10 protein-coding genes and 1 pseudogene are annotated in these 13,310 nt (G+C 67.5%); 8 read left to right on the top strand and 3 right to left on the bottom strand.

The annotated features are described in order from the left end of the window. The first annotated feature begins 17 nt into the window (after positions 1 to 17). The 3 genes from acnA to ACOEQ2_RS11290 all read left to right on the top strand — a co-directional run bounded on the left by acnA (position 18) and on the right by ACOEQ2_RS11290 (position 5,011). Positions 18 to 2,711 carry an aconitate hydratase AcnA gene (gene acnA, locus ACOEQ2_RS11280; protein WP_419728081.1) on the top strand — a complete coding sequence of 898 codons (2,694 nt, stop codon included), beginning with the start codon at positions 18 to 20 and terminating at the stop codon, positions 2,709 to 2,711. Positions 2,712 to 2,783: 72 nt separating this feature from the next. Next, positions 2,784 to 3,512: an amino acid ABC transporter ATP-binding protein gene (locus tag ACOEQ2_RS11285; protein WP_419731199.1), complete on the top strand. Its 729-nt coding sequence runs from the start codon at positions 2,784 to 2,786 to the stop codon at positions 3,510 to 3,512. Next, positions 3,509 to 5,011, top strand: a complete 1,503-nt coding sequence (locus tag ACOEQ2_RS11290) for an ABC transporter substrate-binding protein/permease (protein WP_419728082.1) — start codon at positions 3,509 to 3,511, stop codon at positions 5,009 to 5,011. The genes ACOEQ2_RS11285 and ACOEQ2_RS11290 overlap by 4 nt, the downstream gene beginning before the upstream one ends. Here the strand turns inward: ACOEQ2_RS11290 and ACOEQ2_RS11295 are convergent. Both ACOEQ2_RS11295 and ACOEQ2_RS11300 read right to left on the bottom strand, forming a co-directional pair. Beyond that, positions 5,008 to 6,222 (bottom strand): sulfotransferase family protein, encoded by a 1,215-nt coding sequence (locus ACOEQ2_RS11295; protein WP_419728083.1) that lies wholly within the window; start codon positions 6,220 to 6,222, stop codon positions 5,008 to 5,010. The two genes, ACOEQ2_RS11290 and ACOEQ2_RS11295, sit on opposite strands and share 4 nt — an antisense overlap. Before the next feature lie 70 nt (positions 6,223 to 6,292). Continuing rightward, on the bottom strand, positions 6,293 to 7,984 hold the full coding sequence (locus tag ACOEQ2_RS11300; RefSeq protein ID WP_419728084.1) for a methyl-accepting chemotaxis protein: 1,692 nt from the start codon (positions 7,982 to 7,984) through the stop codon (positions 6,293 to 6,295). A gap of 156 nt (positions 7,985 to 8,140) precedes the next feature. Here ACOEQ2_RS11300 and ACOEQ2_RS11305 point away from each other — a divergent pair, with 156 nt between their 5' ends. Beyond that, positions 8,141 to 8,533, top strand: coding sequence for a luciferase family protein (locus ACOEQ2_RS11305; RefSeq protein WP_419728085.1), 393 nt, complete (start codon positions 8,141 to 8,143; stop codon positions 8,531 to 8,533). Between the two features lie 28 nt (positions 8,534 to 8,561). Here ACOEQ2_RS11305 and ACOEQ2_RS11310 read toward each other — a convergent pair whose 3' ends face one another. Next, positions 8,562 to 9,440, bottom strand: coding sequence for an SDR family oxidoreductase (locus ACOEQ2_RS11310; RefSeq protein WP_419728086.1), 879 nt, complete (start codon positions 9,438 to 9,440; stop codon positions 8,562 to 8,564). A gap of 103 nt (positions 9,441 to 9,543) precedes the next feature. Between ACOEQ2_RS11310 and ACOEQ2_RS11315 the strand changes: the two genes are divergently transcribed. The 4 genes and pseudogenes from ACOEQ2_RS11315 (at position 9,544) to nusA (ending at position 13,291) form a co-directional block, all read left to right on the top strand. Next, positions 9,544 to 10,386, top strand: a complete 843-nt coding sequence (locus ACOEQ2_RS11315) for a helix-turn-helix transcriptional regulator (protein ID WP_419728087.1) — start codon at positions 9,544 to 9,546, stop codon at positions 10,384 to 10,386. A gap of 16 nt (positions 10,387 to 10,402) precedes the next feature. Continuing rightward, on the top strand, positions 10,403 to 10,786 hold the full coding sequence (locus ACOEQ2_RS11320) for an NAD(P)-dependent oxidoreductase (RefSeq protein ID WP_419728088.1): 384 nt from the start codon (positions 10,403 to 10,405) through the stop codon (positions 10,784 to 10,786). A gap of 116 nt (positions 10,787 to 10,902) precedes the next feature. Further along, positions 10,903 to 11,410 (top strand): annotated as a pseudogene (gene rimP, locus ACOEQ2_RS11325) (ribosome maturation factor RimP); the annotation flags it as partial. Positions 11,411 to 11,659: 249 nt separating this feature from the next. Continuing rightward, positions 11,660 to 13,291 carry a transcription termination factor NusA gene (gene nusA, locus ACOEQ2_RS11330; RefSeq protein ID WP_419728089.1) on the top strand — a complete coding sequence of 544 codons (1,632 nt, stop codon included), beginning with the start codon at positions 11,660 to 11,662 and terminating at the stop codon, positions 13,289 to 13,291. The last annotated feature ends 19 nt before the right edge of the window (positions 13,292 to 13,310 follow it).

Raw genomic sequence — 13,310 nt, forward strand, 5'->3', positions numbered from 1 at the left:
CGCTAGGGGATGCCATCATGAAGTCGGTCGGTCAGGACACTCTCGGAACCCGCAAGCTGCTCGAAGTGGACGGCAAGACTTACCACTATTTCTCCATCCCCGAGGCGCAGAAGGCGATCGGCGACGTCAGCCGGCTGCCGGTCAGCCTCAAGGTGCTGCTCGAGAACGTGCTGCGCTTCGAGGATAACCGCTCCTACAAGGTCGATGACGCGAGGTCGGTCGCGGGTTGGCTCGAGACCGGCAGCAGCAGGCGCGAGGTGCCGTTCAAGCCGGCCCGCATCCTGATGCAGGACTTCACCGGGGTGCCCGCGGTGGTCGACCTGGCCGCCATGCGCGACGGCATCACCGCACTGAACGGCGATCCGCAGAAGGTGAACCCGCTGGTGCCGGTGGACCTCGTGATCGACCACTCGGTGATGGTCGACTTCTCCGGCACCGCCGACAGCCTGCAGCGCAACGTCGAGGTCGAGTTCGAGCGCAACGGCGAGCGCTACGCGTTCCTGCGCTGGGGCCAGGAGGCGTTCGAGAACTTCTCGGTGGTGCCGCCGGGTGCCGGCATCTGCCACCAGGTGAACCTGGAATACATCGCGCAGGCGGTGTGGACGGCGACCATTGGGGACGAGACCTTCGCCTATCCGGACACGCTGTACGGCACCGACAGCCACACCACGATGGTCAACGGCATGGGCGTGCTGGGCTGGGGCGTCGGCGGCATCGAGGCGGAAGCGGCCATGCTCGGCCAGCCGATCGCCATGCTGATCCCCGACGTGATCGGCTTCAAGCTGACCGGAAAAATGCCCGAGGGCGCCACCGCCACGGATCTCGTGCTGACGGTGACGCAGATGCTCCGCAAGAAGGGCGTCGTCGGCAAGTTCGTCGAGTTCTACGGCGCCGCCCTGGATACGCTGCCGGTGGCGGACCGCGCCACGATCGGCAACATGGCCCCGGAATACGGCGCCACCTGCGGCTTCTTCCCGGTCGATGCGCTGACGCTCGAATATCTGCACCAGACCGGCCGTGACGAGCACCGCATCCGGCTGGTCGAGGCGTACCTCAAGGCGCAGGGCATGTTCCGCGACAGCGACACGCCGGACCCGGTGTTCACCGACACGCTGGAACTGGATCTCTCCACGATCGAGCCGTCGTTGGCCGGTCCGAAGCGGCCGCAGGATCGGGTGGCGCTGAAGAATGCCGCGACCGCGTTCAACGCCGAGCTGACCGGTTCGCTGGGTGTGCCGGCCAACGACGTCGACAAGAAGGTTGCGGTCGAGAGCACGAACTATTCGATCGGGCATGGCGACGTGGTGATCGCGGCGATCACGTCGTGCACCAACACCTCCAACCCGGCGGTGATGATCGCGGCCGGGCTGGTTGCAAGAAAGGCCCGCGCATTCGGCCTCACCCCGAGGCCGTGGGTGAAGACGTCGCTGGCGCCGGGCTCGCAGGTGGTGACCGAGTATCTCGACAAGGCCGAGTTGTCGGTGGATCTGGATGCGCTCGGCTTCAACACCGTCGGCTATGGCTGCACCACCTGCATCGGCAACTCGGGGCCGCTCGAGGAGCATATCGTCGACGCCATCGAGGACAACCATCTGGTTGCCGTGTCGGTGCTGTCGGGCAACCGCAACTTCGAAGGCCGCATCAGCCCGAACGTGCGCGCGAATTATCTTGCGAGCCCGCCGCTGGTAGTCGCGTACGCGCTGCTCGGCACCATCCGCGAGGACATCACCACCGTATCGCTGGGCACCTCGCACGACGGGAAGCCCGTGTATCTCGCGGACATCTGGCCGAGCAACAAGGAGATCGCCGACCTGATGGCGAGCTCGATCTCGCGTGACGAGTTCATCGAGCGCTACGGCCAGGTGTCGCGCGGTACCAAGGAGTGGCAGGCGCTGCAGGTCGCCACGGGATCGGAAACCTTCAAGTGGGATGGTGGCTCGACCTACGTGCAGAACCCGCCCTATTTCGAGGGCATCACCATGCAGCCTGTCGACAAGGGCGATATCCTCGGGGCGCGCGTGCTGGCGCTGCTCGGCGACAACATCACCACCGACCACATATCGCCGGCCGGCTCGATCAAGAAGAGTTCGCCCGCGGGTCTGTACCTGACCGAGCACCAGGTCGCGCAGAACGACTTCAACTCGTACGGCAGCCGTCGCGGCAACCACGAGGTGATGATGCGCGGCACGTTCGCCAACATCCGCATCAAGAACGAGATGGTGCCGGGTGTCGAAGGCGGCGTGTCGAAGCATTATCCGGGCGGCACGCAGGGCTCGATCTACGACGTGGCCGAGGAATACAAGGCGGAGGGCGTGCCGCTGATCGTGTTCGGCGGCAAGGAATACGGCATGGGCTCGTCGCGCGACTGGGCGGCGAAAGGCACAGTCCTGCTCGGCATCCGTGCGGTCGTGGCCGAGAGCTTCGAGCGCATCCATCGCTCGAACCTGGTCGGCATGGGCGTGCTGCCGTTGCTGTTCAACGAGGGCACGACGCGCCAGACCCTTGAGTTGGTCGGCGACGAGGTGATCGACATCAAGGGCCTCGACAAGCTGAGCCCGCGCATGACGCTGACGCTTGCGATCACCCGCGCCGACGGCTCGACGCTGGACGTGCCGGTAATCTGCCGCGTCGATACCGTCGACGAGGTCGAGTACTACCGTCACGGCGGCATCCTGCAATACGTGCTGCGCGGCATGGCGCAGGCGGCCTAGAACCGCCGCCCGCCCGCCCGGAGCATCCCGCTGACGATCGACCTTCCCGAGACGGTCGTGTGCGTGCGCGACCTGTGCAAGAGCTTCGACGGCCAGGCCGTGCTGGACGGGATCTCGCTGGATGTGGCCAGCGGCGAACTGGTCTCCATCATCGGCCCATCGGGGTGCGGAAAGTCGACGCTGCTGCGTTGCCTGAACCTGCTCGAGGTGCCCGATAGCGGAGAACTTCGGCTGGTCGGGCATGGAATGTCGCGCAACGGTGGTCGGTGGCGGCGTGTCGACGAGGCGCTGGCGCATGATCTGCGGGCGCAGGTCGGCATGGTGTTCCAGGGGTTCAACCTGTTTCCGCATCGCACGGTGCTGGACAACGTGATGCTGGCGCCGCGCGTGGTGAAACGGGGCGAGCGTGGCCTGGTCGAGCGCGATGCGATGCGCCTGCTCGAGAAGGTCGGGCTTGGATCGGTCGCGCGGCGTTATCCGGCGACGCTGTCCGGTGGCCAGCAGCAGCGCGCGGCGATCGCCCGGGCGCTGGCGATGGCGCCGCGGGTGATGCTGTACGATGAGCCCACCTCGGCGCTCGATCCGGAGCTCGCCGAGGAGGTGCTGCAGGTGATGCGCACGCTGGACGACGAGGGCATGACGCAGCTGGTGGTGACGCACGAGATGCGATTTGCGCGGGCCGCGTCCGATCGCATCGTGTTCATGGAGGCCGGCCGGATCGTCGAGATCGCAGAGCCGGAGGTGATGTTCAGCAATCCGGCCGACCCGCGCACACGGCGTTTCCTGCGGCAGTTCCTGTGAGGGCGTTGTGCGGCGCGCTTGCTGCGGTGTGGTTGCTGTTGTCGGGTGCCGCGTCCGCCGAGCCGCTGCGCTGGGCCGCCGATGCGCAATCCGGGGCGCCGTACGTCATCCATGACCCGGCCGACCAGTCGAAGCTGACCGGCTACGAGACCGAGCTGATCGAGACGCTGGCGAAACGCATCGGTCGCGCTCCGGTGTTCGTGCAGAACGATTGGGACGGGCTGATCCCGGGGCTCAATCGCGGGCTGTACGACGTTGTGCTCGACGGCATCGAGATCACTCCCGAGCACCAGGAGGCGGTCGATTTTTCAGCGCCGTATTATCGCACGTACGAGCAGATCGCGGTGCGACGCGACGCGGTCGGTCTGGATACGATAGCGGCACTGCGCGGGCATGTGGTCGGCACGTTGAAGGACACGACCAGCCAGCGTCTGCTCGAGAAGGCCGGTGGCATCACGCTGCGATCGTACGAGGACGAGACCAACGCCTATTCCGATCTGGCCAACGGCCGGCTCGATGCGGTGATGCTGGATGCGCCGATCGCGCTGTATTACGCGGTGCCGGACCCGCGGCTGAAACTCGTCGGCGCCCCGATCGGTGAGCTGTCCTACGGCATTGCGATCGCCAAAGGTCACGATGCGCTCAGGCAGCAGATCGATGATGGGCTCGAGGGGATGCGCCGGGACGGCACGCTACGTCGCATTCTCGGGCGTTGGGCGATGTGGACGCCGGAGATGGCGGCATTCACCGGCGACGCCTCGACCGAGCCGGTGGCGGCGACGGCATGGCAGCATTGGCTGCAGGCGACTCGGCCGACGCCAGGCTGGCGCGACCGGATGGATCGGTATGCGAGCTTCCTGCCGCTGATCGGCCGGGCGGCGCTGATGACGCTGGCGGTTTCGGCTTGCGCCATGGTGCTGGCGGTGGCCTGGGGATTGGTGCTCGCGTTGTCGCGGCGCTACGGCAGCTGGCCGTTGCGGATGCTGGCGACGGGTTATATCGAGATCGTGCGCGGGACGCCGCTGCTGATCCAGATCCTGTTCATCTTCTACGGTCTGCCGTCGCTCGGCGTCAGGCTCGATCCGTTCCTGGCCGGCGTGATCGCGCTTGGGCTGAACTACGCAGCATACGAGGCGGAGAATTACCGCGCCGGGTTGCAGTCGGTGCCGCACGGGCAGATGGAGGCAGCACTCGCGCTGAACATGACGCAGTTCCAGGCGGTGCGGCATGTGGTGGTGCCGCAGGCGTTCCGCTTCGTCGTGCCGGTGATGACGAACGACTTCATCTCGCTGTTGAAAGACTCCTCCCTGGTCAGCGTGATCACGCTCACAGAATTGACGCAGGCTTATGTGCGGCTTTCGACCACGTACTACGACTATTTCGGCACCGGCCTGCTGATCGGCGCCGCCTATCTGCTGCTTGGCCTGCCGTTCGTGCGGCTGGCGCGGATCGCGGAGCGCCGGCTGTCGGCGGGGGTGGCGCAGCCGCGGCGTCGCTAGCCGGACGGGACTGCGTAGTTCCAGCGCTCGAAGATGGCCCGGTGCGCCGGGAGCCAGTCCAGACCGGGGCTGCCCATCGGCGCCCGTGACGGCACATGCGGCGGAGCTGCCGCCAGCGTGTTGGCGAAGGCCTGACGGGTGGTGTTCCTCAGCGCGAGGCCGAGTTCGGCGTGAACCCGTTCCAGCTCCTCGAGTGGATGCTGCCGGAACGTCTCGTAGCGGATCTCGGTGACGTGTCCGGCCGGGATCGTCTCCAGGTCGGTGGCCAGCGCCGTCATCAGGCGGGGATAGAGCCGGGCCACCAGGTCTCGCGCATGGGTGTCGGCGGCGTCGGTTTTGCCCAGCGACAATTCACGGATCAGTGTCGCGAACATCCGCGTGGAGGAGGCGCAGACATCGGCCGGTTCGCGGTGGATATGGATGAAGCGGGCGTCCGGCCAGATCGAGCGGAGCAGCGGGATGCGGGCGCTGTTCGCAGGATTACGGATCAGCAAGGGGCGGCCACCGGCAGCGAGCGTCATCTTGCCGACATAGTGGACCAGCCGGCGCGTCCAGCTTGCCAACTCGGCAGCGCCGACGTCCTGCAGGAACACGCCGCGGTCGAACTCGGCCAGCAGGCGGTCGGGAAAATACAGGCCGTGGGTGCAGGAGAGGGTGGACAGGTTGGCCATCGCCAGCTCGTCCTCCTGCGGCAGGTCGGGCCTGAGCGGCATCGTGTCGATCAGCCGGGTGCGCGGAAAGAACTGCTCGATGAAGGGTCGCGCCAGCCGTCCGAGGCCCAGCGCCTCCGCCGGCAATCCGACCGACATCGGCGACAGGATGCCGAACTCGGGCGAGTTGCTCAGCAGGTTCGTCAGATGCGTGGTGCCGCTGCGCCAGTGGCCGACGATGAAAACAGGCGCAGGCAGGGTTCCGTGCCGGTGCGTCCGGAGCCGAAGCATCGCATGAGCGGTTGCGGCCTCGCCGAGCGTGAAGGGCAGCCGCAGCACCGTCATCGCCACTGCGATGGCCACGACATGCGCGCGCGCCGGCTGGACGCCGCCCTTCAGCAGCAGTTGCAGCAGCGTATCGGGCGCAGCACCGCAGAGCGGGTGGAACAGCCGGTGCGCCCGGCCATTGCCACGCGACGCATGGGCCGGCAGCCAGCCTGTCAGCCGGCGACGCGGTGAGCCCGATGATCCGTCCGTTTCGATCTGCGGGCCGACCTGCATGTCCACGCACGTGCAATCGGCCTTGGGGCGCTCGAAGTTCCCTGCGGCCGAACTGTCACACGCATGCTCTTCAGGCCAGCCGGACCGAGGTGATGAAGCGATCGACCTCGCTCGAGAGGGTTCCCGCCTGGCGTGACAGGTCGCCGGCGGCACCGAGCATCCGCGCGGCGGCGATGCCGGTATCGTTTGCGGCGTGGCTGACGCCGGAGATGCTCGTGGTGACGGTCCGGGCGCTGATCGCGGTCTGCTGGACGTTGCGCGCTATCTCGGACGTGGCGGCACCCTGTTGCGCCACGGAGCAGGCGATCGATGTCGTGATGACGCCGACCTGTTCGATGATGCCGCCGACTTCCTGGATCGCGGCGACAGCGGCGTGGGTGGCCCGTTGCACCTGCGTGACCTGGGCGGCGATATCGCCGGTGGCGCGCGCCGTCTGCTGCGCCAGGCTTTTCACCTCGGACGCGACCACCGCGAAACCCTTGCCGGCATCTCCGGCACGCGCGGCCTCGATCGTGGCGTTCAGTGCCAGCAGGTTGGTCTGGCTGGCGATCGAGTTGATCAGCGCGACCACGTCGCCGATCCTGCCGGCGCTTTCGGACAAAGCCCGCACCGTGTCGTCGGTGCGCCGGACGCTGCCGACCGCCTCGCTCGTCAAGCCCGCCGACAGGGTGACCTGCCGGTTGATCTCGGAGATCGAAGCGGCAAGCTGCTCGGAGGCGGCGGCGACCGTCTGCACGCCGGAACTGGACTCCTCGGCGGCCCGCGTGACCGCGATCGCCTGCTGGTCGGTCTGGTCGGCCGTCCTGGTCATGGATGAAGCGGTGGCCTCCATTTCGGACGATGCCGAGGCGAGGACCGCCACCGTGCCGCCGATCTGTCGCTCGAACCCCGCGACGAGGCTTTCGATCCGCTCGCTCCGCTGCTGCCGCGCCTGCTGATCGGCCGCCTGCTCGACCGCCATGCGCTCGGCGGCAATCATGCTGTCCTTGAACACTTCGACGGCAGCCGCCATCCGCCCGACCTCGTCGCTGCGCCCGGAATACGGCACCGGTGTCGCGAGATCGCGGTCTGCAAGACGGCGCATCGCCGATGTCATTGCCGTCAGCGGCCGCGAGATCCCGCGGATCAGCGACCAGCCGATGATGCTGCAGAGGCACGCGGTCAGGCCCAGCACTGCGCCGATCCAGGTGCGGGCGGACCGGCCCAGCTTGTCGCCATGACGGGATGCCGCGATGCCGTTGCCGACGCTGTGACCGATCTCGGCCTGGAGTTTCTCCTGGAACAGGCTGAACCCGCTGCGCATGTCGCCGCTATACAAAGCGCTCGCGCCGTCGATATCGCTGGCGTGCAGGGACGCGAAATATTTCTCGTTCTGCGCCACGTAGTCGGTCCAGCATCGCCTCAGATCGGCGAGCGTCTGCTGAGCGCCGTGGCTGCGTGACGCTGCATAGGCGGTCAGAGCGGCATCCGCGCGATCATGCACCTGGGCCAGCGTGGTTTCTTCCCGGAGCCGGGCGTCAGGATCGGGCGCCAGCGCTGCCGAGGCTTCGACCTGGCGATAGAGCATGGTCTGGAACGCGAGCTCGCCGAGTGCCCGGGTGCCTGTAAGGATGCTGTTGCGGACCTCCGCGGACGCCGTGTTCAGGACATCGAGCCGCTGCATGGCGAACAGGCCGAGCCCGACGGTGCAGAGAAACACCGCGGCAAAGCTTGCGATGAGCCTGGTTCGGATCGTGACGTTGGTGGCGCGAAGCAAAGGCATGTCTCCAGTGTGCGAACCGATCCGGCACTCCATTGATGGCTGCAAAGACTGAAGGAATGGTTACGATCGGACCCGCCTGAGGAAGAACCGAGGATCGGGCCCCGGCGCCCCCGGCGGAAGCGCGTCGCGACCCGTCCTCAGAAAGGAGCCCTGCCGATGACCGAAGACGCACTCGGAACCCTGCCTCGGACCGACAAGGGACCCGTGGCGCCGCCGCCGCATCTGGATGGTCCGCTCGGCACCGTCGCAGGCGAGATCGGCGGGTGGCCGGGGGTGATCGCGACGACGCACTGGAACCTGTTCCAGCCGACGCAGGTGGACGGCATCGACTTCTACGTGGGGGAGGCGGAACTCGGGCATATCCATCTGGACGGCGCGATCCACCTCGCAACCAGCCCCGCCCTCGGCGCGACCTTGATCGCCGAGGGTCTGGCGCGGCCGTTCCGGTACCAGCGCGGATGGGTCTGCCAGACGGTGCAGGGCGTCGGTCCGGACTCTGCGATCGCCTTGTTCCGGCGCAACTACGACCGGCTGTGCGCGACTCCCTGAGCGCCGCGCATACCGGCCGCGGGCGAGACTACATGGTGAAGTAGCCGGGCTGGTCGATATCGCTCAGCAGGTCCGGCCCGGTCGGATCCCAGCCCAGCAGGGACCGCGTGCGAGCACTCGAGGCCGGCATGTCCAGACCTGTGAACATGCCGAACCAGCCGAAATGCGTGGCGTCCCGCGCCTCCACGGGCAGGCCGAGATGGCGGCCGATCACGTCGGCAATCGCCTTGAAGGGCACGGCTTCGTCGGCGACCGCGTGATAGGCGGCCTCGGTGGCGCCGTGCTCGAGCACGAGCCGGTAGAGTCGCGCCGCGTCCAGCCGATGCACGCCGGACCAGCGGTTCTGGCCGTCGCCGACATAGGCCGAGACGCCCGTTTCGCGCGCGATGCCGATCAGGATCGGGATGAAGCCATGGTCGCCCAGACCGTGAACCGATGGTGCCAGCCGGATGCAGGTCGTGCGCACGCCACGCGCCGACTGCGCTGTCGCCGCGGACTCCGATTTGCGGGGGAAGGACGGTTCGAGTGCCCGCGTCTCGGTCTCGATCGCAAGTCGGCCGGGCGCCAGCATGCCCACTCCGGAGGTGACCACGAGCCGTCGATCCGAGCCCTCCAGCGCGCCACCCAGCGTCTCGATGGCGCGGCGATCCTGCTCGCAGTTCTCGGCGAACTTCGAGAAATCATGGTTGAACGCGGTATGGATCACCGCGTCGGCTGCCGCGGCGGCTCGGTGCAACGTGTCGTGGTCGTCGAGCGTGCCGCGGATGACCTCGGCACCGGTCGCGGCAAGCAGTGCTGCCCTGTCCTCGGAACGGACCAGGCCGGTCACCTGGTGGCCGGCGCCGATCAGCTCGTCGACCACCGCCGATCCCACCCAACCCGTAGCGCCGGTTACGAATACCTTCATGATCTGGCCTCCAATGATCCTTGCGAGGCTGTTGTCGGCGCTCTTCCCATGCCGTTAAAGTAGGGACGTCATACCGGTATAATGGTTAACAGGGTGTCTAGAGATGGCCGATAGCAACGCCCTCGGCGCCTATCTGCGGAACCGGCGCACCAAGCTCGATCCGGCGTCGTTCGGTCTGCCCGCCGGCCGCCGGCGGACCTCGGGATTGCGCCGCGAGGAGGTGGCGCAGCGGGCGAACATCAGCACGACCTGGTACACCTGGCTGGAGCAGGGCCGTGGCGGCGCCCCGTCGTCGGATGTGCTCGACCGACTCGCGCGCGCACTGACCCTGACCGAGATCGAGCGCGAGCATCTGTTCCTGGTCGGTCTCGGCCGCCTGCCGGAAGTGCATTATCGGCGCAGCGATCCGATCACGCCGCGGCTGCAACGCCTGCTCGACGCGCTCGGCCACAGCCCGGCGATCGTCAAGACGGTGACCTGGGACGTGGTGGCCTGGAACCGGGCCGCGGCGGTCGTGCTCACCGATTACGACAAGCTGCCGCCCGACCAGCGCAACATCCTGCGCATGATCTTCAGCGATTCCCGAATCCGCGCCGCGCAGTATGACTGGAATGCCGTGGCGCGTTTCGTGGTCGGCGTCTTCCGTCTCGATGCGGCCCGTGCGGGCGCCGAAGCGGAGGTGGCACCGCTGGTCGAGGAGATATCCCGTCTCAGCCCCGAGTTCGCATCGATGTGGCGCGACAACGACGTGCGGCGATACGGCGACGGGGTGAAGCACCTGCGCCATCCCGAGGTCGGGCCGCTCGCGTTGGAATACTCGGCGCTGGCGATCGACGGGCGGCCGGACCTCAGCCTGATCGTCTTCAACCCGGCGACACCCGCCGACCGGACGCTCATCGAGACCCTGCTCGATGCGGCGCCGGCGCTGTCGGTCGCGGCGGAATAACCGGGGGGCTCCGCCGATGAGCGTGCTGCTCGTTGTCGGGGACGCGGAGGACTACGCGCGCTGGCTCGGTGCGCTGTCGGTGGCGCTCCCCGGAGAGGTCATCCTGCAGCCCGGTGCCGATCTCGTGCGGTCCGATGTGACCGCGGCGTTGTCACGGCGGGAGGCGGACCTGTTGGATGCCTTCGAGACCGGGCAACCCGACAATGCGTTGCTCGACGTGGTGGCGGTGGAGCCGGCTCTGCCCATGCATCCCTTCCTGACCCACCCGCGCATCACCTTGGCGCCGCATGTCACGCCCATCGACCAACGCAGCGCGGCACTGATCGCGGCGCAGGCAATCCGTGATCTGCGTGCCGGACGGCAGGTCGCCAATCTAGTCGATCGCGGCTGCGCCTACTGAGTTCGGGCGAACCGCCGCAAATGCTTGCAGGATCACGCGGCCGGGACTAGGTTCCGAGCCTCACCTACATCTTCCGCTCTCTTGGAGGGTGGCCTTCACGGGCCGCCTTTTCTGCTTTGGACACTGATCTCCTTCAACTTGACGGCCTCGAGGCGCGCATCGCCGGAATGGTCGGACCGACGCTCCTCGACATGGGCTACGAGCTCGTGCGCGTGGCGGTGCTCGGTCGCGACACGCCGACCGTGCAGATCATGGCCGACCGCGCCGACGGCTCGCTGATCGGTGTCGCCGATTGCGAGGCGATCAGCCACGCCGTCGGCGCCGTGCTGGACGTCGACGACCCGATCCCGGGGGCCTGGAACCTGGAGGTCAGCTCAGCCGGGATCGACCGGCCGCTGACCCGGGAAAAGGACTGGAACCGCTTTTCCGGCCATGCCGCGAAGGCCGAGACGAACCTGCCGGTCGATGGCCGCCGCCGCTTTTCCGGTGTGGCGCTGGGCGCAGCCGACGGGTTCGCCCGGATGCGCACCGACGATGGCGCCGAGGTAGCGTTGCCGCTGGCCGAGATCCGCAAGGCGCGGCTGGTGCTGACCGACGCGCTGATCGAGGCCTCCGCGCAGATGATGGGTGTGGTGCACGAGGCTGACGACGAGGACACGGACGCGCCGCAGGTGCCGAAGCTGGATCCGGTGAAGCCGATCACCCGTCAGGCAGACGGTCGCTCCACGGGCGCCAAGGTCGGTGGTGCCAAGGTGGGTGGCGGCAAGACGGCCAAGGCGCCTGGTGCCAAGCCGGGCAACAAGGGCAGCGGCGCCGGCAAGCCGAGCCGGAAGACGCATTAGCTTCACGATCGACGAGCATTAGAGGGTTATCATGGACACTGCCGTCTCCCGTCCCGAGCTGCTGCTGGTCGCCGATGCTGTCGCGCGAGAGAAGTCGATCGATCGCGAGGAAGTGCTCGAGGCGATGGAGCAGGCCATCCAGAAGGCCGGCCGCGCCAAGTACGGCCATGAGAAGGACATCCGTGCCACCATCGACCGCCGCAGCGGCGACGTGCGCTTGTCGCGCTGGACCGAGGCGGTCGAGACCGTGGAGAACGAGGAGACCCAGATCCCCGTCCACATCGCGCGCAAGTTCAAGCCCGAGATCCAGATCGGCGAGCATCTGATCGACCCGCTGCCGCCGATCGATTTCGGCCGCATCGCAGCGCAGACCGCCAAGCAGGTGATCGTGCAGCGGGTGCGCGAATACGAGCGCAAGCGCCAGTACGACGAGTTCAAGGACCGCATCGGGGAGATCGTCAACGGCACCGTGAAGCGCACCGAGTACGGCAACCTGATGGTCGAGATCGGTCACGCCGAGGCACTCCTGCGTCGCGACGAGCTGATCCCGCGCGAGAGCTTCCGCAATTCGGATCGCGTGCGTGCCTACATCTATGACGTCCGGGACGAGCCGCGCGGGCCCCAGATCTTCCTGAGCCGCACGCATCCGACCTTCCTCGCCAAGCTGTTCGCCCAGGAAGTGCCGGAAATCTATGACGGCATCATCGAGATCAAGGCGGTGGCCCGCGATCCCGGCTCCCGCGCAAAGATGGCGGTGCTGTCGCGGGACAGCTCGATCGACCCGGTCGGCGCCTGCGTCGGCATGCGCGGGTCGCGTGTCCAGGCCGTCGTGCAGGAACTGCAGGGCGAGAAGATCGACATCATTCCGTGGAGCCCGCAGGCCGCCACCTTCGTGGTGAACGCGCTGGCGCCGGCGGAGGTGTCCAAGGTGGTGATGGACGAGGAGGCCGGCCGCGTCGAAGTCGTGGTGCCGGACGAGCAGCTGTCGCTGGCGATCGGGCGTCGCGGGCAGAACGTGCGCCTTGCCTCGCAACTGACCCGTTGGGACATCGACATCCTGACCGAGGCGGAGGAGAGTGAGCGCCGCCAGGAGGAATTCCGGCGCCGCACCGGCACCTTCGTCGAGGCGCTCGATGTCGATGACGTGATCGCCGGGCTGCTGGTGACCGAGGGCTTCAACACCGTCGAGGAGCTGGCCTATGTGCCGCTCGAGGAGTTGTCCGAGATCGAGGGCTTCGACGAGACCGTGGCCGAGGAACTGATCCGCCGCGCCGAGGGTTTCCTGGGCCGCCGGGAAGAAGCGCTAGCGGAGAAGCATCGTGAGCTGGGTGTCAGCGACGAGCTGATCGCGCTCGAGGTGTTCTCCAACCAGATGCTGGTCGCCCTCGGCGAGAAGGGCGTGAAGTCGCTCGACGACCTGGCGGACCTGGCCGGCGACGAGCTAGTGGAAATCCTGGGCGCCGACGGGCTCGACGAGGAGGCCGCCAACGAGATCATCATGTCGGCGCGCGCGCACTGGTTTGCGGACGAGGACGGCGCGGTGAAGGCCGAGGCCGGTGCGGCGACGGGCGAGGAGGCTGCGGACGCCGAGGACGCAGACGCCGAGGACCCGATCGCCGAGGAAGCAGTCGGCGGCGGCGATGCGGAGGCCTCTCACGTCTGACGCGCCCGACCTTTCGCAT

The sequence above is a fragment of the Lichenicola sp. genome (genome assembly GCF_965198575.1).
Taxonomy (GTDB): domain Bacteria; phylum Pseudomonadota; class Alphaproteobacteria; order Acetobacterales; family Acetobacteraceae; genus Lichenicola.

Excerpts from the sequence above, each read along its gene's own strand:
- ACOEQ2_RS11315 (WP_419728087.1), top strand. The coding sequence starts at position 9,544 with ATGGCCGATAGCAACGCCCTCGGCGCCTATCTGCGGAACCGGCGCACC.
- acnA (WP_419728081.1), top strand. The coding sequence starts at position 18 with ATGAAGTCGGTCGGTCAGGACACTCTCGGAACCCGCAAGCTGCTCGAA.
- ACOEQ2_RS11310 (WP_419728086.1), bottom strand. The coding sequence starts at position 9,440 with ATGAAGGTATTCGTAACCGGCGCTACGGGTTGGGTGGGATCGGCGGTG.
- ACOEQ2_RS11320 (WP_419728088.1), top strand. The coding sequence starts at position 10,403 with ATGAGCGTGCTGCTCGTTGTCGGGGACGCGGAGGACTACGCGCGCTGG.
- ACOEQ2_RS11300 (WP_419728084.1), bottom strand. The coding sequence starts at position 7,984 with ATGCCTTTGCTTCGCGCCACCAACGTCACGATCCGAACCAGGCTCATC.
- ACOEQ2_RS11295 (WP_419728083.1), bottom strand. The coding sequence starts at position 6,222 with ATGCAGGTCGGCCCGCAGATCGAAACGGACGGATCATCGGGCTCACCG.
- ACOEQ2_RS11305 (WP_419728085.1), top strand. The coding sequence starts at position 8,141 with ATGACCGAAGACGCACTCGGAACCCTGCCTCGGACCGACAAGGGACCC.
- nusA (WP_419728089.1), top strand. The coding sequence starts at position 11,660 with ATGGACACTGCCGTCTCCCGTCCCGAGCTGCTGCTGGTCGCCGATGCT.